Annotated in this window: 20 protein-coding genes and 1 tRNA gene; 7 read left to right on the plus strand and 14 right to left on the minus strand. The window is 52.5% G+C overall.

The annotated features are described in order from the left end of the window. The first annotated feature begins 246 nt into the window (after nt 1–246). Nucleotides 247–1,590, plus strand: coding sequence for an argininosuccinate synthase (gene argG, locus FDX04_RS16990; protein WP_042311271.1), 1,344 nt, complete (start codon nt 247–249; stop codon nt 1,588–1,590). A 195-nt stretch (nt 1,591–1,785) separates the two neighbouring features. Here argG and FDX04_RS17000 read toward each other — a convergent pair. The 3 genes from FDX04_RS17000 to FDX04_RS17010 form a co-directional block, all read right to left on the minus strand. Continuing rightward, a tRNA-Leu gene (locus FDX04_RS17000) sits at nt 1,786–1,872 on the minus strand. 9 nt (nt 1,873–1,881) lie between these two features. Next, nucleotides 1,882–2,214 (minus strand): preprotein translocase subunit SecG, encoded by a 333-nt coding sequence (secG, locus tag FDX04_RS17005; RefSeq protein ID WP_006687886.1) that lies wholly within the window; start codon nt 2,212–2,214, stop codon nt 1,882–1,884. Between the two features lie 167 nt (nt 2,215–2,381). Continuing rightward, nucleotides 2,382–3,275: a LysR family transcriptional regulator gene (locus tag FDX04_RS17010; protein WP_137371266.1), complete on the minus strand. Its 894-nt coding sequence runs from the start codon at nt 3,273–3,275 to the stop codon at nt 2,382–2,384. A 148-nt stretch (nt 3,276–3,423) separates the two neighbouring features. Here FDX04_RS17010 and iadA point away from each other — a divergent pair, with 148 nt between their 5' ends. After that, on the plus strand, nt 3,424–4,557 hold the full coding sequence (gene iadA / locus FDX04_RS17015) for a beta-aspartyl-peptidase (protein ID WP_137360128.1): 1,134 nt from the start codon (nt 3,424–3,426) through the stop codon (nt 4,555–4,557). 10 nt (nt 4,558–4,567) lie between these two features. Further along, entirely contained in the window at nt 4,568–6,031 is a 1,464-nt protein-coding gene (dcuC, locus tag FDX04_RS17020) for a C4-dicarboxylate transporter DcuC (protein WP_137371267.1), read from the plus strand. Between the two features lie 49 nt (nt 6,032–6,080). Here the strand turns inward: dcuC and glmM are convergent, their stop codons facing one another. The 4 genes from glmM to rlmE all read right to left on the minus strand — a co-directional run bounded on the left by glmM (nt 6,081) and on the right by rlmE (nt 11,022). Next, nucleotides 6,081–7,418, minus strand: a complete 1,338-nt coding sequence (glmM, locus tag FDX04_RS17025; RefSeq protein ID WP_047026384.1) for a phosphoglucosamine mutase — start codon at nt 7,416–7,418, stop codon at nt 6,081–6,083. Then, nucleotides 7,411–8,259 (minus strand): dihydropteroate synthase, encoded by an 849-nt coding sequence (gene folP, locus FDX04_RS17030; protein WP_061382519.1) that lies wholly within the window; start codon nt 8,257–8,259, stop codon nt 7,411–7,413. Before folP ends, glmM begins: the two co-directional genes overlap by 8 nt. Nucleotides 8,260–8,358: 99 nt before the next feature. Then, nucleotides 8,359–10,293: an ATP-dependent zinc metalloprotease FtsH gene (gene ftsH / locus FDX04_RS17035; RefSeq protein ID WP_003025013.1), complete on the minus strand. Its 1,935-nt coding sequence runs from the start codon at nt 10,291–10,293 to the stop codon at nt 8,359–8,361. Between the two features lie 99 nt (nt 10,294–10,392). Then, a complete protein-coding gene (gene rlmE, locus FDX04_RS17040) occupies nt 10,393–11,022 on the minus strand; it encodes a 23S rRNA (uridine(2552)-2'-O)-methyltransferase RlmE (RefSeq protein ID WP_006687879.1) in 630 nt (209 codons plus the stop codon). A gap of 125 nt (nt 11,023–11,147) precedes the next feature. On the opposite strand from rlmE, the gene yhbY reads away from it, so the two are divergent. Continuing rightward, nucleotides 11,148–11,441 (plus strand): ribosome assembly RNA-binding protein YhbY, encoded by a 294-nt coding sequence (gene yhbY / locus FDX04_RS17045; RefSeq protein ID WP_003025016.1) that lies wholly within the window; start codon nt 11,148–11,150, stop codon nt 11,439–11,441. 153 nt (nt 11,442–11,594) lie between these two features. On the opposite strand, the gene greA is transcribed toward yhbY, so the two are convergent. After that, nucleotides 11,595–12,071 (minus strand): transcription elongation factor GreA, encoded by a 477-nt coding sequence (greA, locus tag FDX04_RS17055; protein WP_003025019.1) that lies wholly within the window; start codon nt 12,069–12,071, stop codon nt 11,595–11,597. 248 nt (nt 12,072–12,319) lie between these two features. On the opposite strand from greA, the gene dacB reads away from it, so the two are divergent. Continuing rightward, nucleotides 12,320–13,753, plus strand: a complete 1,434-nt coding sequence (gene dacB / locus FDX04_RS17060) for a serine-type D-Ala-D-Ala carboxypeptidase (RefSeq protein WP_137371268.1) — start codon at nt 12,320–12,322, stop codon at nt 13,751–13,753. A gap of 74 nt (nt 13,754–13,827) precedes the next feature. Here the strand turns inward: dacB and cgtA are convergent, their stop codons facing one another. The 4 genes from cgtA to rplU all read right to left on the minus strand — a co-directional run bounded on the left by cgtA (nt 13,828) and on the right by rplU (nt 16,697). After that, entirely contained in the window at nt 13,828–15,000 is a 1,173-nt protein-coding gene (cgtA, locus tag FDX04_RS17065; protein WP_038634240.1) for an Obg family GTPase CgtA, read from the minus strand. A 15-nt stretch (nt 15,001–15,015) separates the two neighbouring features. After that, on the minus strand, nt 15,016–15,981 hold the full coding sequence (locus FDX04_RS17070; protein WP_006687874.1) for a DMT family transporter: 966 nt from the start codon (nt 15,979–15,981) through the stop codon (nt 15,016–15,018). Nucleotides 15,982–16,108: 127 nt separating this feature from the next. Further along, nucleotides 16,109–16,366: a 50S ribosomal protein L27 gene (rpmA, locus tag FDX04_RS17075; protein WP_003025030.1), complete on the minus strand. Its 258-nt coding sequence runs from the start codon at nt 16,364–16,366 to the stop codon at nt 16,109–16,111. A gap of 19 nt (nt 16,367–16,385) precedes the next feature. Then, nucleotides 16,386–16,697, minus strand: a complete 312-nt coding sequence (gene rplU, locus FDX04_RS17080) for a 50S ribosomal protein L21 (RefSeq protein WP_003025032.1) — start codon at nt 16,695–16,697, stop codon at nt 16,386–16,388. A gap of 258 nt (nt 16,698–16,955) precedes the next feature. Between rplU and ispB the strand changes: the two genes are divergently transcribed. Together ispB and sfsB are read left to right on the plus strand one after the other, a co-directional pair. Continuing rightward, nucleotides 16,956–17,927, plus strand: coding sequence for an octaprenyl diphosphate synthase (gene ispB / locus FDX04_RS17085; protein ID WP_003025033.1), 972 nt, complete (start codon nt 16,956–16,958; stop codon nt 17,925–17,927). A 224-nt stretch (nt 17,928–18,151) separates the two neighbouring features. Next, nucleotides 18,152–18,436: a DNA-binding transcriptional regulator SfsB gene (sfsB, locus tag FDX04_RS17090; RefSeq protein ID WP_137360131.1), complete on the plus strand. Its 285-nt coding sequence runs from the start codon at nt 18,152–18,154 to the stop codon at nt 18,434–18,436. A gap of 56 nt (nt 18,437–18,492) precedes the next feature. Here sfsB and murA read toward each other — a convergent pair whose 3' ends face one another. Together murA and ibaG are read right to left on the minus strand one after the other, a co-directional pair. Beyond that, nucleotides 18,493–19,752 carry a UDP-N-acetylglucosamine 1-carboxyvinyltransferase gene (murA, locus tag FDX04_RS17095; protein WP_006687871.1) on the minus strand — a complete coding sequence of 420 codons (1,260 nt, stop codon included), beginning with the start codon at nt 19,750–19,752 and terminating at the stop codon, nt 18,493–18,495. A 53-nt stretch (nt 19,753–19,805) separates the two neighbouring features. After that, nucleotides 19,806–20,060, minus strand: a complete 255-nt coding sequence (gene ibaG, locus FDX04_RS17100; RefSeq protein ID WP_032940719.1) for a BolA family iron metabolism protein IbaG — start codon at nt 20,058–20,060, stop codon at nt 19,806–19,808. Nucleotides 20,061–20,148: the final 88 nt, after the last annotated feature.

Below are 20,148 nucleotides of genomic sequence, written 5' to 3' on the forward strand. Positions count from 1 at the left end.
CACAGTATATTGATTCACTATGCGTTATGTCAACCTTGTTACGACTATGCAAATCAATGAATGCCTACCAGCGCATCTCCAGTAAGATAAATATGCCATCCGCGCCGCTATTTAACGAAATTGTCACTAAACTCTTCCTGTCATCCAGAAAAGATGATTAAATTAAAACTCATTTATTTTGCATAAAAATGCATTTAGTATAATAAGCCGACCTCTTCACCAGTCTATCAAGCAGGGTTTTATTTTATGACGACGATTCTCAAGCATCTCCCGGTAGGTCAACGTATTGGTATCGCTTTTTCCGGCGGCCTGGACACCAGTGCAGCACTGCTGTGGATGCGACAAAAAGGGGCTGTCCCATATGCATATACTGCAAATTTGGGCCAGCCGGATGAGGATGACTATGACGCCATTCCTCGCCGTGCAATGGAATATGGTGCTGAGAATGCTCGCCTGGTAGATTGCCGCAAGCAGCTGGTTGCCGAAGGGATCGCTGCCATTCAGTGCGGCGCCTTTCACAACACCACCGGTGGCCTGACCTATTTCAACACCACTCCGCTGGGCCGCGCCGTTACCGGCACCATGCTGGTTGCCGCCATGAAAGAAGATGGCGTGAACATCTGGGGTGACGGCAGCACCTATAAAGGCAACGATATTGAACGTTTCTATCGTTACGGCCTGCTGACCAACGCGGAACTGCAGATTTACAAACCATGGCTGGATACCGATTTTATCGATGAACTGGGTGGTCGCCATGAGATGTCCGAATTTATGATCGCCTGCGGTTTCGACTACAAAATGTCTGTCGAGAAAGCGTACTCCACTGACTCCAATATGCTCGGTGCGACCCACGAAGCGAAAGACCTGGAATTCCTGAACTCCAGCGTCAAAATCGTCAACCCGATTATGGGCGTGAAGTTCTGGGATGAGAGCGTGAAGATCCCGGCAGAAGAAGTGACCGTACGCTTTGAACAGGGTCATCCGGTAGCGCTAAACGGTAAAACCTTCAGCGATGATGTAGAAATGATGCTGGAAGCCAACCGCATCGGCGGCCGTCACGGTCTGGGCATGAGCGATCAGATTGAAAACCGTATTATTGAAGCGAAAAGCCGTGGCATCTATGAAGCCCCGGGGATGGCGCTGCTGCACATCGCTTACGAGCGTCTGCTGACCGGTATCCATAACGAAGACACCATTGAGCAATATCACTCTCATGGTCGTCAGTTGGGCAAACTGCTGTATCAGGGCCGTTGGTTCGACTCGCAGGCATTGATGCTGCGTGACGGTCTGCAGCGTTGGGTCGCCAGCCAGATCACCGGTGAAGTGACGCTGGAACTGCGTCGCGGCAACGACTACTCCATCCTGAACACCGTGTCTGACAACCTGACCTATAAGGCTGAGCGTCTGACCATGGAGAAAGGCGAGTCAGTATTCTCACCTGACGATCGTATCGGCCAGCTGACCATGCGTAATCTGGACATTACCGATACCCGCGAGAAGCTGTTCGGCTACGCGAAAGCCGGTCTGTTGACCGCCTCTTCAACGACCGGCCTGCCGCAGGTTGAGAATCTGGAAAACAAAGCGAAGTAAACATTCAGCATTCTAAGGCCGCGAAAGCGGCCTTTTTTATGCGCGGAATATAAGGTGTCTGTAGGCCTGATAAACGTAGCTCAATCTGGCGTTGTAATAATGTCGGATGGCGGCGTAAACGCCTTATCCGACCTACAGACAACCATAAATAACAGACGAAAAAAAGACGCTTTGCAGCGTCTTTTTTTTGGAATTTGGTACCGAGGATGGGACTCGAACCCACAAGCCCGTTAGGGCACTACCACCTCAAGGTAGCGTGTCTACCAATTCCACCACCTCGGTACAGAATACTTAGTGTGGGATATCGCTGGTCGGCTGAGCCGGAGCAGCTGGCTGAGTTTGCTCGGTTTTCGCCGGTGCGCTCAGATTTTCCCACTCACTTCCTTTATTGGTCTTATTGCTGTTCATGTTACCCAGCACCAGACTGATGATGAAGAACAAGGTTCCCAATACAGCCGTCATACGGGTCATGAAGTTACCAGAACCACTTGAACCAAACAGAGTACCAGAAGCGCCTGCGCCAAAAGAGGCTCCCATATCAGCGCCTTTACCTTGCTGCAGCATGATCAAGCCTACCAGGCCAATTGCCACAATAAGGAAAACTACTAAAAGAGCTTCGTGCATAATCAACCTGTTCCTTGCGGAGTTGCCGCGTACAATGCTTCGACCATTAAAGCGGGAATGTTTACTGTTTCCCACTGAAGCGGGTGTGAATACTAACCAAAGCGAATAACCTTCGCAAGGGCAATTTGTTAGCATTGTATCAACTGCGGAAAAAATCGCCATATCAATCAAAAACGCAGCAATTTCTCCCAGCATCTCTGCATGACTGCGCGTTGATCGTCAAGGTTAGCCCATACCACAACGGGGATTTCACAAATCAGATCGCCATTTTCTGGCCAACAGTGAATAACTTGCTGATTCACCAACTCTTCCGCCACCATTGATTCGGGTAACCATGCCATTCCCATATGGCGCAGTACCATTTCGCGTATCGTTTCACTTAAACCGCTCTCAAAGACTTTTTTCAGGCGCGGACGGACGCGTTGTTCTGCCGGCTCAATAATGCGTCTGACAAAGGTATAGTCGCTGTAGCAGAGCCACGGAATAGACACCTGCGGATCGTCAAGCGTATCCGCCAGCTGTGCAGAAATAACCGGAATAAATCGTTCATATCGCCATAGCGAACGTTTTAATCCGCCGGCGATCTCCAGCCCCGGCTGCGCTGACGGTAAGTCGTATGTCACCAGCAAATCAATCTGCCGGTCAATCAGCGCATTAAAGTGATTGTCTATCCCCTGAATACTGGCATTTACCGTGAAATTGAGCTGTGGTTCACTCTGGCGTAAATAGTTGATCATATCCGGCAGGATATTGACCGACAGCGTATGCAGACTGACCATGACCAGCGTGTTATCCGTTGCGGGCGACATCGCCGATAGCTCGTGGCACGCCTCTGTTAACGTACTGAGGACGTGTCGGGCATAGGGCTCAAAACGTTCACCATAGCGCGTCAGCGTGACGGGAGTCGTGGTCCGATCAAACAATGGCACGCCCAGCACCTCTTCCAGAGCTTTAATACGCCGACTGAGTGCAGGTTGAGTAATATGCCGCTGCGCAGCGGCTTGAGAGTAATTTCCATGCTGACTCAACGCCAGAAAATCTTCCAGCCACTTACAATCCACGTTTAACTCTCCACCATGCCATAACCGCATCCTCCAATAACAAATCGGTAATAGTCATAGATATAGTAATGGCTTTATGGTGAGCGTCATAACAACAATATTCCGTTTCACCTGCCGACTCTCACCCTCGACGTTTGACAGGACCGATATGTTTACTTTACTGACCAATGCCCGTGTTTTTTCCCCTGAGGATTTAGGCCTCTGCTCCCTGCTCATTCATGCCGACCGAATTGTGGCGGTAGAAAAAGATATTTCGCTCTTTGATGGCGTCAAAGAGGTCATCGATTGTCGGGGTAAATGGGTTATCCCTGGTATCATCGATCAGCATGTCCATCTTACCGGTGGCGGCGGGGAAGCCGGGTTTGCCAGTCGGACGCCAGCCGTCAAGCTGCGCGATCTGATTCAGGCGGGCATTACCACGGTCGTCGGCGTGTTGGGTACCGACGCTATTTCTCGCTCACCGAAAGATCTCTACGCCAAAATGCAGTCCCTTAATCTCGAAGGACTGCGTGCGTTTATGCACACGGGAGCCTACGCGGTACCCAGCCCGACCATTACGCGATCCATCCGCGATGACATGGCATTTATTCCGGCGATTCTTGGCGTAAAAATCGCGCTCGCCGATCACCGCGGTTCGTATCCCTCTTTCCAGGAATTGCTGAGAATAGTCAGCGATATCCGCGTCTCTTCCTTACTGGCCGGGAAAAAAGGGCTGTTGCATGTCCACCTGGGGAATCTACCGGAAGGGATGTCGCAACTGCTTGAGCTGTGTGATGCAGGCATTCCGATTCACCACATTTCGCCGACGCATGTGGCGAGAACAGAACCCTTGTTCGAACAGGCGATTGCTTTCGCCCATCGCGGCGGCCATATCGACGTTACGTCTGGCGGCAGCCGCTTTACACCTCAGGAGCAGGCGATCCTCCACGCCCTGGAAGCACAGGTTCCGGCCGAGCGCATCACGATCAGTTCTGATGGCAATGGCAGCGTACCGCGCTTTAACGCTCAGGGTATCGTGGAGGGTTTAAGCGCGGCGCCGGTCGCAGGTAACCTTAACCTGCTTCCCCGCCTGATTGATGTGGGAATTCCGGTGTCTCAGGCGATCGCCATGTTGACGGCAAACGTCGCACGCTCGCTGGGTATTTCCGGCGGCGTGCTCTGCGCCGGGGAACGTGCCGATATCTGCGTACTTAATGATGACCTCTCGCTGGCCCATCTGTTTGCTGCGGGTAAACCGTTGCTGCGCGATGGCGAGTGCCTGGTCACCGGCAACTTTGAGTGAGGAGGCGAGAATGTCATTATTACTGGCGCTAATCGCCATTATCTTTGCCGGACGTCTGATTCTCAAAAAGTATCATCCCCAGTCAGTACTGCTGTTGACCGGGATTATACTCCTGCTGATCGCGCATTTTAGTGGCATGACGACACTCAGTAGCCTGGTGAAAAAAAGCACCGGCTTTGGCCCCTTCGACGCCTTTGAATTTATTCGCGATACCCTGAGCGTGCGCCTCGGCGGTCTTGGGCTGCAAATTATGTTGATTGGTGGCTTCGCTACCTATATGTCGGCCATTGGCGCAAGCCAGGTGCTGGTTCGGGTGACGTCTCGTCCGTTGCAGCGTCTGAACTCGCCATACCTGCTGTTGGGACTGGCGCTGCTGCTGGGCCAATTCCTGTCGCTGTTTATCAGCAGCGCTACCGGACTGGGCCTGTTGTTAATGGCGACGCTTTACCCACTGCTGACCCGACTGGGCTGCAGTCGCGCCGCCGTTGCCGCCGTTATCGCCAGTACCTGTGCGGTTGAGTTTGGCCCCGGTTCCGGCAACTCAGTTCTCGCCGCCAAAACCGCAGGTATCGAGGTCGTGAACTATTTCGTGCAGGATCAGTTGCCGATCGTTGTCCCCGTTATCCTTTTCATCGCGCTGCTGCATATTGTTGTGCAACGCTTTTTCGATCGTCGGGAAAGCGGTGACAATGCGGCTCAGCAGATGCAGACATTAACGTCGACCGAAGAAGCCGACGCCCCGATCGGCTGGCTGTTTTTGCCCATGCTGCCGCTGGTGTTGATGCTGGTGTGCAGCGATTTAGTGTTCAGCTCGCTCAAAATTACGCTGGATACCGCCGTACTGATAAGTCTGGCCATTACGCTGGTTTGTGAGTACGGACGCCATCGTAAAGCCCGGGAAGTCATGGCTGGCGTACAAAAGGTATTCGACAGCATGGGCAGCGTTTTTGCCACCGTGGTGACGCTGATTATCGCCGGTGAAGTTTTTTCTGCCGGGCTGAAAGCCATTGGCGCCGTCGACGCACTGCTGTCGCTTTCCGGTGAATTTGGTCTCAGCGCCGCCTCAATTATCCTGTTGATGACACTTATCACCTTTGCGATTTCAGCGCTGATGGGTTCCGGAAATGCGGCATTTTTCTCCTTCGCCCCAATGGTGCCGGACATCAGCCGCCATATCGGCAGCGATATCGCAGTGATGATGCTACCTATCCAGATATCGGCGGGTATTGGTCGTACGTTATCTCCCATTGCTGGCGTCATCATTGCCATCGCGGGCATTGCCGGCGTATCGCCAGTAGATATTGTCAAGCGCACCGCGATCCCGATGCTCGGGGGTTGGCTACTAATGATTGCGCTGACCTTTGCCCGGTCAGGGCATTTACTGGCGGTTCTGCCGTGGCTGGCAGTCCTTGTACTACTGATGCTCGGGGGGTATTTCTGGCAACGCCGACGTAAACAGCCGCTGGCGGTATAGTAAAAAAAAAGCCGGAGTCTCAGACTCCGGCTCTCACTGTCTTCAGTGTTTACGCCGCTTTCACTGCATCTGCAATACGGTGGGCGAATTCAGTTACCTGCGCCTCGTCTTCACCTTCAACCATCACACGAATTAATGGTTCAGTGCCAGACTTACGCAACAGGACGCGTCCACGATTACCCAGCGCCGCTTCAACGTCTGCCATCACCGCTTTCACATTTTCATTTTCCAGCGGATCGCCGCTACCTGCGGTGTAACGAACATTAACCAGCAGCTGCGGGAACATTTTCATGCCGCTGCACAGGTCGTGCAAACTCATATGATTGCGCACCATTGCAGTCAGCACCTGCAGACCTGCCACGATACCGTCACCGGTGGTGGTTTTATCCAGCAGGATCACATGGCCTGAGTTTTCCGCACCGATACTCCAGCCTTTTTCCTGCATTTTTTCCAGGACATAGCGGTCACCGACTTTCGCACGGGCAAACGGAATACCCAACTGTTTCAACGCCAGCTCAAGGCCCATGTTGCTCATCAGCGTGCCTACCGCGCCACCGCGGAGCTGTCCCTGACGCAGCGCTTCACGGGCGATGATATACATGATTTGGTCACCGTCGACCTTATTGCCTTCGTGGTCGACCATGATCACGCGATCTCCGTCGCCGTCCAGCGCGATACCCAGATCGGCTTTTTCTGCGATCACCCGCGCTTGCAGGGCACGGACGTCGGTAGCGCCGACCTCTTCATTGATGTTAACGCCGTTTGGCTCACAACCAATGGCAATAACATTGGCGCCCAGCTCACGCAGTACATTTGGCGCAATGTGATACGTCGCACCGTTAGCGCAATCCACCACAATTTTAAGCTCGCTCAGGCTCAGTTCATTCGGGAAGGTGCCTTTGCAAAACTCGATATAGCGACCGGCGGCATCGACGATACGGGTGGCTTTACCCAGCTCAGCCGAATCCACGCAGGTGATCGCTTTTTCCATCTCGGCTTCTATGGCTTCTTCAACCGCATCCGGCAGTTTGGTGCCGTCGATAGAGAAAAATTTAATCCCGTTGTCATAGTACGGGTTGTGCGAAGCGGAGATAACGATCCCGGCTTCCGCACGGAAAGCACGCGTCAGATAAGCAACGGCAGGTGTTGGCATTGGGCCAGTGAAAGAGGCAGAAAGACCTGCGGCAGCCAGGCCCGCTTCCAGCGCAGATTCCAGCATATAGCCGGAAATACGCGTATCTTTACCGATGATAATTTTTCGTGAACCATGACGTGCCAGCACTTTTCCTGCCGCCCACCCCAGTTTGAGCACAAAGTCAGGGGTAATTGGGGAGTCGCCTACGCGACCACGGATCCCATCAGTGCCAAAATATTTACGATTACTCATAGCGTTTGTTTTCCTTTGCAGACAATGTGGCTTCCACCACACGCATCGCTTCTACGGTTTCTTTGACGTCATGGACACGAACGATCTGTGCCCCCTGCATTGCGGCAATCACCGCGCACGCAAGACTCCCGCTCAGGCGTTCGGATGGCCCCACATTCAGCAGTTGACCAACCATTGATTTTCGTGACATTCCAACCAGCAGCGGCAGATCAAAATGATGAAACTCAGCCAGGCGCGCCAGTAATGTGTAGTTGTGGGTGAGATTTTTACCGAATCCGAATCCCGGGTCGAGCAACAATTTATCTTTTGTGATTCCGGCTCGTTCACAACGTGCTATTTGCTCAACAAAGTAACGATTTACCTCAGCGAACACATCCTCGTACTTTGGCGCTTCCTGCATGGTTTTCGGCTGTCCCTGCATATGCATCAAACAAACCGGCAGTCCGGTTTCCGCGGCGGCTTCCAGCGCCCCGGGTTCCGAGAGTGAACGAATGTCATTAATGATATGTGCGCCAACCCGCGCGCATTCGCGAATCACTTCGGGTTTTGAGGTATCGACGGAAATCCATACTTCAAAACGTTGAGCAATCGCCTCCACCACGGGGATAACTCGTTGCAGCTCTTCTTCCACGCTCACATCAGCAGCGCCCGGACGCGTGGACTCCCCCCCCACATCAATGATAGTCGCCCCAGCGTTAATCATCAGATTTGCGTGTTTTACCGCCTCAACCAGAGAGTTGTGCGCCCCGCCATCGGAAAAAGAATCTGGCGTAACGTTTAAAATCCCCATGACGTGAGGATGGTTGAGATCCAGTGAAGAACCCTGAGCAAAGAGTTTCATAGTTTTATCCCTGGTAAAAATCTTGAGTATGCAGATAAGAAAAACCCCGGAGCAAGCCCCAGGGTTTTCAATTAAAACACGGTCATCATCAACGATAACTTATTTGTCGCCCAGTTGCTCTGACATGGTGCCAGAGTCCGGCGCACGCGGTTCATCAACCGGACGCGGCGCGCTCGGCTTGCCGGTGCTGCCAGAGTTGTTGTTAGAAGAACCCGGTTCTTCCCAACCCGCTGGCGGACGCACGTCGCGGCGAGCCATCAGATCATCAATCTGCGGTGCATCGATGGTCTCATATTTCATGAGCGCATCTTTCATCGAGTGCAGAATGTCCATGTTTTCGTTCAGCAGACGACGCGCACGGTCATAGTTACGCTCAATCAGCAGCTTAACTTCCTGATCGATAATACGAGCCGTTTCATCGGACATATGTTTAGCTTTCGCAACAGAACGTCCCAGGAACACTTCGCCTTCTTCTTCAGCGTACAGCAGCGGACCGAGTTTATCGGAGAAGCCCCACTGAGTAACCATGTTACGTGCCAGGTTAGTCGCGACTTTGATGTCGTTCGACGCACCGGTAGAAACATGTTCAGCACCGTAGATGATCTCTTCCGCCAGACGACCGCCATACAGCGTGGAGATCTGGCTTTCCAGCTTCTGACGGCTGGCGCTAATTGCGTCGCCTTCAGGCAGGAAGAAGGTCACACCCAGCGCACGACCGCGTGGGATAATCGTTACTTTGTGTACCGGATCGTGTTCCGGCACAAGGCGACCGATAATCGCGTGGCCAGCTTCGTGATACGCGGTAGATTCTTTCTGCGCTTCCGTCATCACCATGGAGCGACGTTCCGCACCCATCATGATTTTGTCTTTCGCTTTCTCGAACTCAACCATCGACACCACGCGCTTGTTGCCGCGAGCAGCAAACAGCGCCGCTTCGTTCACCAGGTTCGCGAGGTCCGCACCGGAGAAGCCAGGGGTACCACGGGCAATGATTGCCGCATCGATATCCGGAGACAGTGGTACGCGACGCATATGCACTTTCAGGATCTGTTCACGACCGCGAACGTCCGGCAGACCAACCACAACCTGACGGTCGAAACGGCCTGGACGCAGCAGCGCAGGGTCAAGAACGTCCGGACGGTTAGTTGCCGCGATAACGATAATACCTTCGTTACCTTCGAAGCCGTCCATCTCAACCAGCATCTGGTTCAGCGTCTGCTCACGTTCATCGTGACCACCGCCCAGACCAGCGCCACGCTGGCGGCCTACGGCGTCGATTTCATCGATGAAGATGATGCACGGTGCCGCTTTCTTGGCCTGTTCGAACATGTCACGCACACGAGATGCACCAACACCCACGAACATTTCCACGAAATCAGAACCGGAAATTGTAAAGAATGGAACCTTCGCTTCACCGGCGATAGCTTTCGCCAACAAGGTTTTACCGGTACCCGGAGGACCGACCATCAGGACGCCTTTCGGGATTTTACCGCCCAACTTCTGGAAACGGCTCGGTTCGCGCAGGTATTCAACCAGCTCAGCAACCTCTTCCTTCGCTTCGTCACAACCCGCAACGTCAGCAAACGTGGTTTTGATCTGATCTTCCGTCAGCATGCGCGCTTTGCTCTTACCGAACGACATGGCGCCTTTGCCACCACCGCCCTGCATTTGACGCATGAAGAAGATCCAGACACCAATCAGCAGCAGCATTGGGAACCAGGAAATGAAGATAGAAGCCAGCAGGCTCGGCTCTTCAGGCGGCTCACCGACAACCTTGACGTTTTTGGTCAGCAGGTTATCAAGCAGCTTCGGATCGTTAACCGGAATGTAGGTCGTGTAACGGTTACTATCTTTCTTGGTAACGTTAATCTCACGTCCGTTGATCTTCGCTTCACGAACCTGGTCCTGATTGACCTCTTGCAGGAAGGTAGAGTAATCAACCTTACGGCCATTAGACTCGCTGGGCCCAAAGCTCTGGAATACTGACATCAGCACAACGGCAATGACCAGCCAGAGAATTAGGTTTTTCGCCATGTCACTCAAGGGATTAACCTCATATTACAACTGTGTTAAAAACAGCGTCAGGATACTCTATATCCAGTTTCTTTCAAACTTTCGTTTGAAATCTACCGGTTATGGTTTACGCCCGGTCGCTACAATATACACTTCACGCGAACGGGCGCGAGAAGAGTCCGGCTTACGAACTTTGACCTTCGTAAACAGGGAGCGAATCTCTCTTAGATACTCATCGAAGCCTTCGCCCTGGAACACCTTCACTACAAAACTACCACCTGGCGCTAAAACATCTCGAGCCATTCCAAGCGCCAGCTCTACCAGATACATGGCCCGGGGAATATCCACCGCCGGTGTTCCACACATATTTGGCGCCATATCAGACATGACAACTTGTACTTTACTGTCACCTACGCGTTCAAGTAACGCTTGCAGGACTAATTCATCACGAAAGTCGCCCTGAAGGAAGTCCACACCAACGATTGGATCCATAGGTAAAAGATCGCAAGCGATAATGCGGCCGCTGTTGCCGATCTGCGTAACCGCATATTGCGACCAGCCACCCGGTGCAGCGCCGAGATCAACAATCGTCATCCCCGGTTTAAAAATTTTGTCACTTTGCTGTATTTCATCAAGTTTAAACCAGGCACGGGAACGTAACCCCTTTTTCTGCGCCTGTTGAACATATTTATCGCTAAAGTGTTCCTGAAGCCAGCGGCTTGAGCTGGCAGAACGCTTTTTACCTGTCATTTCACATTCCCAAAGGGCAGTTCATCGTAACCAATGGTGTAAATTTCTACACAGCTATTTGGTGATATATGGGAGATGGCGGTAGAATGACCCGTTTTCAATCCCAACGTAAGCAAAAATATACGATGAATCTGAGTACTAAACAAAAACAGCACCTGAAAGGTCTGGCACATCCGCTCAAGCCGGTAGTTATGCTTGGCAATAATGGTTTGACCGAAGGGGTACTGGCCGAGATTGAACAAGCGCTAGAGCACCATGAACTTATCAAGGTGAAAATCGCCTCGGAAGATCGCGATACCAAAACCTTGATCGTGGAAGCTATCGTACGCGAAACCGGCGCCTGCAATGTACAGGTCATCGGCAAAACGCTGGTACTGTATCGCCCGACTAAAGAACGTAAAATCTCGCTGCCACGCTAAGAATATCCCAAAGTCGCACACGAAGTTTGTGTAAAACGCGGGGTTTTCCGCTAGCAGGAGAGCAAAATGCCACGCTCTCTTCGTTGATAAAAGGCCGCTATGCGGCCTTTTTCCTTTCTTTACAATGTATCAACATCTTAACCAAGATGCGAATTACAGGTATTCGACCTTCGTTACTTCATATTCAACTTCACCGCCCGGCGTTTTGATAACGACGACGTCATCCTGCTCTTTGCCAATCAGGCCACGAGCAATAGGCGAGTTCACTGAAATCAGGTTCTGTTTAAAATCAGCTTCATCATCGCCGACAATACGCCAGGTCTGCTCTTCGTCATTATCGAGATTCAGAACGGTAACCGTCGCGCCGAAAACAACACGACCATTGTTCGGCATTTTTGTGACGTCAATCACCTGCGCATTGGACAGTTTAGCTTCGATATCTTTAATGCGTCCTTCGCAGAATCCCTGCTGTTCGCGAGCCGCGTGATACTCCGCGTTCTCTTTCAGGTCACCGTGTTCACGCGCTTCCGCGATAGCGGCGATAATTTCAGGACGGCGCACAGATTTCAGAAAATCCAGCTCTTCGCGCAGTTTTTCAGCACCACGTAAGGTCATCGGGATAGCTTGCATTTGTTATACCTCTTGAACATTCCTGTAGGGGGCGATGGTTCTCACCCCGGCTGCTAAGCCCACCCTGGCATACGCCATGCCAGAGTCAGAAGCAAAAAAATACCGACCCGGGGCTCAAGGTCCCAGGTCAGCTACAATTCTCTATTTGATGATCATTTTACCCTGGAGTTCCCTATGGGTCATCGTTTACTTTTTGGGGCGTTGCGCCGTAGTATGACGGCCTGTTTCCAGGTTGTTAGCGCGAGATTATGCGATTTCCCAGATTTACCATTGGATTGACTGCCAGTATAGCGTTCAGCGTTCAGGCTGCGAATGTCGACGAATACATCAACCAGCTTCCTGCCGGGGCCAACCTCGCCCTTATGGTACAGAAGGTTGGCGCACCTGCACCCGCTATCAATTTTCATAGCCAGCAGATGGCGCTCCCCGCCAGTACCCAGAAAGTGATCACCGCGCTGGCGGCGTTGATTCAGCTCGGGCCTGACTTCCGTTTTACCACCACGCTTGAGACGAAAGGCAACGTGGAAGGCGGCATCTTGAAAGGCGACTTAGTGGCGCGATTTGGTGCCGATCCGACGCTAAAACGCCAGGATATTCGCAATATGGTGACGACCCTGAAAAAATCGGGTGTGACGCAAATTGCCGGAAATGTTCTGATCGACACCTCTATTTTCGCCAGTCATGATAAAGCCCCCGGTTGGCCCTGGAACGACATGACGCAATGTTTTAGCGCCCCGCCAGCCGCAGCCATTGTCGATCGCAACTGTTTCTCGATTTCGCTCTACAGCGCGCAAAAACCGAACGATCTGGCATTTATTCGCGTGGCATCCTACTACCCGGTCACCATGTTCAGCCAGGTGCGAACCCTCGCGCGTGGCTCTGCCGAAGCGCAATATTGTGAACTGGACGTGGTTCCAGGCGATCTCAACCGCTTCACGCTGACCGGATGCCTACCTCAACGCGCCGACCCGCTGCCGCTGGCGTTCGCCATTCAGGACGGTGCCAGCTATGCCGGGGCGATTATTAAAGATGAGCTAAAACAAGCGGGTATCACTTACAGCGGCACGCTGCTGCGCCAGACGCAGGTCAACGAACCGGGAACCGTGGTTGCCAGCAAACAGTCAGCGCCGCTGCATGACCTGCTTAAGATTATGCTGAAAAAATCAGACAACATGATCGCCGATACCGTTTTCCGCATGATTGGCCATGCACGATTTAACGTCCCGGGCACCTGGCGGGCAGGTTCCGATGCCGTACGCCAGATTTTGCGTCAGCAAGCGGGCGTTGATATCGGCAACACCATTATCGCCGACGGTTCTGGCCTCTCCCGCCATAACCTGATTGCCCCAGCGACCATGATGCAGGTGCTGCAATACATCGCACAGCACGATAACGAGCTGAACTTTATTACTATGCTGCCGCTGGCGGGCCATGACGGCTCCCTGCAATACCGTGCGGGCCTGCATCAGGCTGGCGTGGATGGCAAAGTATCGGCGAAGACAGGCTCGCTACAGGGCGTCTACAACCTCGCAGGCTTCATCACCACGGCAAGCGGTCAGCGCATGGCATTTGTGCAGTATCTGTCGGGTTATGCGGTAGAGCCGGCTGATCAGCGTAATCGTCGTATTCCGCTGGTTCGCTTTGAGAGCCGGTTGTACAAGGATATTTATCAGAATAACTGATAGAAAACGGGCCGCAAATGCGGCCCGTTGGCTTTTGTAGGCCGGATAAGCGTAAGCGCCATCCGGTTACGAGATTAACGTTTGTAGATGAACTCAACGCCTTCTTCGTCGTCTTCGTCCCAATCGTCATCCCAGTCATCTTCCGCTTCGTCTTCGACTTCAGCGAGCTGCTGGCGGTGATAATCATCCCACATGAACTCAACTTTCTCTGGCTGTTTTGCTTCTTCAGCCTGAACAATCGGGTTCTCAATGATAAAGGTCATCACATCCCAGCACAGATCCTTCACGCCCAACTGGCTGGCGGCGGAGATCAGGTAATATTTACCTTCCCAGCCCAGCGCTTCAGCGATCGCTTTCGCTTTCTCTTCCGCTTCGGCCTTGTCCAGCAAATCAATTTTGTTGAACACTAACCAGCGCGGTTTAGACGCCAGATCCTGACTGTATTTTTCCAGTTCGCCAATAATAATACGGGCGTTTTCTACCGGATCGGAGCCATCAATTGGATCGATATCGATGAGGTGCAGCAGCACGCGGCAACGTTCCAGGTGTTTCAGGAAGCGAATACCGAGGCCCGCGCCTTCAGCCGCGCCTTCAATCAGCCCCGGAATGTCGGCCACGACGAAACTCTTTTCGTTGTCCATACGCACCACGCCCAGGCTTGGTACCAGGGTGGTGAACGGATAATCGGCAACTTTCGGCTTCGCCGCGGATACCGCACGGATAAACGTCGATTTACCGGCATTTGGCATACCCAGCATACCGACATCCGCCAGCAGCATCAGTTCCAGCAACAGATCGCGCTTATCACCCGGTGTCCCCATCGTTTTCTGACGCGGAGTACGGTTGACCGAGGATTTGAAACGGGTGTTACCCAGGCCGTGCCAGCCGCCTTTAGCGACCATCAGACGCTGACCATGCTTGGTCATGTCGCCCATGGTTTCGCCGGTGCCCTGATCGATAACGCGCGTACCGACAGGCACTTTAATCGTAACGTCTTTACCGCGTTTACCTGTGCAATCGCGGCTCGCGCCATTCTGACCACGTTCCGCACGGAAAGATTTTTCAAAACGGTAATCGATCAGCGTGTTCAGGTTTTCGTCGGCTTCCATCCATACGTCGCCGCCATCACCGCCATCACCGCCGTCCGGGCCGCCTTTTGGAATATATTTTTCACGGCGGAAGCTCACGCAACCATTACCGCCATCACCTGCAACGACCAGAATCGATGCTTCATCAACAAACTTCATTTTACTCTCCGTAAATCATTCGCCTGAGCGGGGTTGCGAAACCACCGTTTCATGCTTACGTAAACCGCCCCAAATTCGATGACCAATGGCGGAATACATCGCGCCCGCAACCACGATAAACGCACCGAGATAACCTAAAAGGTTTAGCATCGGTCTGGCGAAGAAATCGGGCCAGGCCAGTGATAATAAATCTGAAAATAACAACGTAAACAGCGGGGTAAGCGTAATAATGGCGCTTACCTGTGCAGCCTGCCAACGCGCCATCGCTTCCGCGAGAGCGCCGTATCCCACCAGCGTATTCAGGCCACAGAATACCAGGCAGGCCAGCTGCCAGTCGCTGAGCTGCGTGATGACGCCGGGCTTAGCCAGCGGCAACAACGCTATCGTACATAAAGTGTACAGTAAAAACAGGATCTGCGGTGACGCCAGACGACGCAATAACACCTTTTGCGCGACCCCATAGCTCACCCAAACCATCGCCGCACCGACACCAAAGATAACGCCCCAGGTGTAATCGGTGAGTCGGGTAAAAATTTCGATCAGACTGGTATTAAAAAACAGAACCAGGCCGCTCAGAAGCATAATGGCGCCAATCACCTGCGTGCCGCGCATCTTTTCTTTCAGGATAAAGACGCTGGCGATCATCATACCAACCGGTGACAGTTGGCCGATAACCTGCGAAGCCGTTGGGCTCAAGTATTGCAAAGATGAACTAAACAGAATGAAGTTACCGAACAGCCCACCGGTGGCTATTGCCAACAGCACCAACCAACGCGCTTTGCGAAAAATGCGCAATGGGGGGAGCTTTTTTTTAACCGCAAGGATAGCGCCAAGGCCAATACTTGCCATTAAAAAACGGTAGAACACCACGGTAGGAGGCTCCATCACCTCCAGCACTTGCTTCATTGCTATTGGCAAAGCGCCCCAACATATTGCAGTCGTGAGTGCTAACAGAATACCAATGCCTGCCTGCTGCTTCATGCCGTATTCCCTGCAAGGGCTCGTTTCCGGTTTATCACGGCGCGACGAGCATATTTACCGGCCGTCGAATGTAAAAAGCCCCGCAACGTGTTGCGGGGCTTTTATCCGTTACCGGGACGCGAAAAACTTATTCAGCAACGATGCTGATGAATTTACGGTTTTTCGGGCCTTTCACTTCAAATTTCACTTTACCGTCTGCTTTAGCAAACAAAGTGTGGTCTTTGCCGCAACCAACGTTGGAGCCAGCGTGGAATTTAGTACCACGTTGACGAACGATGATGCTACCAGCCAGAACTGTTTCACCGCCGAAGCGTTTTACGCCCAGACGTTTAGCTTCTGAATCGCGACCGTTACGAGTCGAGCCGCCAGCCTTTTTATGTGCCATTTAATCTGCTCCCCTTAACTTAAGCGCTGATGCCAGTGATTTTCACATCAGTGAACCACTGACGATGGCCCTGCTGCTTACGGTAGTGTTTACGACGACGAAACTTAACGATTTTAACTTTCTCGCCACGACCGTGAGCAACAACTTCAGCTTTGATAACGCCGCCATCAACGAAAGGAACGCCGATTTTGACTTCTTCACCGTTTGCGATCATCAGAACTTCAGCGAATTCAACAGATTCGCCAGTTGCGATGTCCAGCTTTTCCAGGCGAACGGTCTGACCTTCGCTTACTCGGTGTTGTTTACCACCACTTTGGAAAACCGCGTACATAAAAAACTCCGCTTCCGCGCACACCTTTTTGATGATTCAGAGTGCGCTATAAATATTCACAATAGGGCGCGAATATTACGCAAAACGCGAGCCTTTGACAAGTGCTACCGTCAATACATGAAGAAAAAAAACACAACACGTACGGTAACGTTTATCTACGGCGTTTTTTCAGTACAATCAGCATATATTTATAACCCTGAACCCGACGTTACCTCGCCATACAGTGAGGTAATCGGGGCGAGAAGCCCGGCTTTTGCGATGAATTTAGAAAAAATCAATGAGTTAACCGCGCAAGATATGGCGGGGGTCAATGCGACAATCCTTGAACAGCTCAATTCCGACGTCCAATTGATCAATCAGTTAGGGTACTACATCGTGAGCGGCGGCGGAAAACGCATTCGCCCAATGATCGCAGTACTTGCAGCACGTGCCGTTGGTTACCAGGAAAATGCGCACGTTACGATTGCGGCTCTCATCGAGTTTATCCACACCGCAACCCTGCTGCATGACGATGTTGTGGATGAGTCTGATATGCGACGCGGAAAAGCCACAGCAAATGCGGCGTTTGGTAATGCGGCCAGCGTGCTGGTCGGCGATTTTATCTATACCCGCGCATTTCAGATGATGACCAGCCTCGGCTCGCTGAAAGTACTGGAAGTTATGTCGAAAGCGGTCAACGTCATCGCAGAAGGTGAAGTTCTGCAGTTGATGAACGTCAACGACCCGGACATCACCGAAGAAAACTATATGCGCGTCATCTACAGCAAGACGGCGCGTTTGTTTGAAGCCGCAGCCCAATGCTCAGGTATTCTGGCTGGCTGCAGCGAAGAACAAGAGAAAGGGTTGCAGGATTATGGCCGTTATCTCGGGACTGCGTTTCAGTTAATTGACGATTTACTGGATTACAGCGCAGATGGCGAGCAACTGGGTAAAAACGTCGGCGATGACCTTAACGAAGGTAAACCGACGCTACCGCTGCTGCATGCCATGCGCCACGGCACCCCAGAACAAGCGCAGATGATCCGCCAGGCCATTGAGCAAGGTAACGGTCGTCACCTTCTGGAGCCGGTTCTGGAAGCGATGAACGCCTGTGGCTCACTGGAGTGGACCCGACAGCGGGCGGAAGAAGAGGCCGATAAAGCCATCGCCGCGTTGCAGGTGTTGCCTGATACGCCATGGAGAGAAGCGCTGATTGGTCTGGCGCATATCGCCGTACAGCGCGACCGCTAATTCCCCTGCCCTCAATCCCCCATCGTCCCGTGCCCCGCACGGGATATTCTTATAAATTCCTATAAATCTTTTCCACTTCCCAGTGCGTTACGCACAATCTTGGTATATTCCGAATATACACACACTTTACATGAACATTTTAGAACATTTGTTCTTTGAGAGTTATAGTGTCACCACAACCGATCGTGGAACCGTAAGTCATTAACCCAAGGAGAGATGAATTTATGGAAAGCAAGCTGATTGACTGGCATCCGGCCGACATCATCGCCGGGCTGCACAAAAAAGGGACCTCAATGGCCGCTGAGTCACGTAAAAATGGATTGAGTTCATCAACGCTGGCAAATGCGTTAACACGACCATGGCCAAAAGGTGAGTTGATTATCGCCCGGGCGCTGGGAACTGACCCTTGGGTGATTTGGCCGTCACGCTATCACGATGCGAAAACGCATGAATTCATCGACAGAACACGGATGATGAGGGGACCGAGAGGGAAAAAGAATCCTGAATGAACATTAAGCAGTAACCCCCGGCCCAAAGACCTGGGGGTTACAAGAGGCGTTGACGATTACTCGCCTTTCACGCGCTCAATGTTTGCGCCCAGCGCGCGCAGTTTATCTTCGATGCGCTCATAGCCGCGATCGATGTGATAAATACGGTCGACCACTGTTGTACCTTCAGCAATACAACCTGCCAGCACTAAACTTGCAGATGCACGCAGATCGGTCGCCATCACCTGTGCGCCAGAGAGCGTTTCCACGCCGTGGCAAATCACGGTGTTGCTTTCAATTTCCGCGTGAGCGCCCATACGGCTCAGCTCAGGCACGTGCATGAAGCGGTTCTCAAACACGGTTTCCGTGATGAAGCCCGTCCCTTCTGCTACCAGGTTCAGCAGCGTGAACTGGGCTTGCATATCGGTCGGGAACGCCGGGTGCGGCGCAGTGCGCACATTGACCGCCTTCGGACGCTTGCCGTGCATGTCGAGGCTTATCCAGTCGTCGCCGACTTCGATATCCGCACCCGCATCACGCAGCTTCGCCAGGACGGCATCCAGCGTGTCCGGCTGTGCATTGCGGCAGATAATTTTGCCGCGAGAAATCGCCGCCGCCACCAGGAAAGTACCGGTTTCAATACGGTCTGGCAGAACGCGATAAACACCACCGCCGAGACGTTCAACGCCTTCGATGGTAATACGATCGGTGCCCTGACCCGTGATCTTCGCGCCCAGCGTAATCAGGAAGTTCGCGGTATCGACGATCTCTGGCTCGCGCGCGGCGTTTTCGATGATAGTGGTGCCTTCAGCAAGTGTTGCCGCACACATAATAGTGACCGTCGCACCGACGCTCACTTTATCCATGACGATGTGCGCGCCTTTCAGACGACCATCAACGGACGCCTTCACATAGCCTTCTTCCAGCTTGATCGTCGCGCCTAACTGCTCCAGACCGGTAATGTGCAGGTCAACCGGACGCGCGCCGATGGTGCAACCACCCGGCAGTGAAACCTGACCCTGGCCAAAACGAGCAACCAACGGTCCGAGCGCCCAGATAGACGCACGCATGGTTTTTACCAGATCATACGGTGCACAGAAGACGTTAACGTCACGCGCATCAATGTGCACGGAACCATTACGCTCAACTTTCGCCCCCAACTGGCTCAGTAGCTTCATGGAGGTGTCAACGTCCTTCAGTTTCGGGACGTTTTGGATCTCTACAGGTTCTTCCGCCAGCAGCGCCGCAAAAAGGATCGGCAGTGCGGCGTTTTTAGCGCCTGAAATTGTGACTTCGCCCTGGAGCTTCGTTGGCCCCTGAACACGAAATTTATCCATTATTCTGTTCTCTGTTAAGAATTTATCTTCGCTACCGGCACATCACCCGTAGCTCAAAAACCGTTAAGTTTGCGATCACGCGCCCATTCCGCTGGGGTAAACGCTTTAATCGACAAAGCATGAATGCGGTTGTCCGCAATGTACTCCATCAACGGGCCATAGACTGATTGCTGCTTCTTGACCCGGCTCATGCCTTCAAACATCTCACCCACGGCAATAACCTGAAAGTGACTGCCGTCGCCAGAAACGTGGACTTCCTGGAGGGAGAGTGCATTCATCAGCACGCTCTGAATTTCATTATTTTCCATGGGCTCTTCATTCGTCAGATAGTGAAAACAGCCCAACATCTTAGAGCAAAGTGGCGCTGTCATAAATAAGCAAAAAGCCTCGCTGATA

The sequence above is a fragment of the Citrobacter sp. wls615 genome (assembly GCF_005281355.1).
Lineage (GTDB): Bacteria > Pseudomonadota > Gammaproteobacteria > Enterobacterales > Enterobacteriaceae > Citrobacter > Citrobacter werkmanii.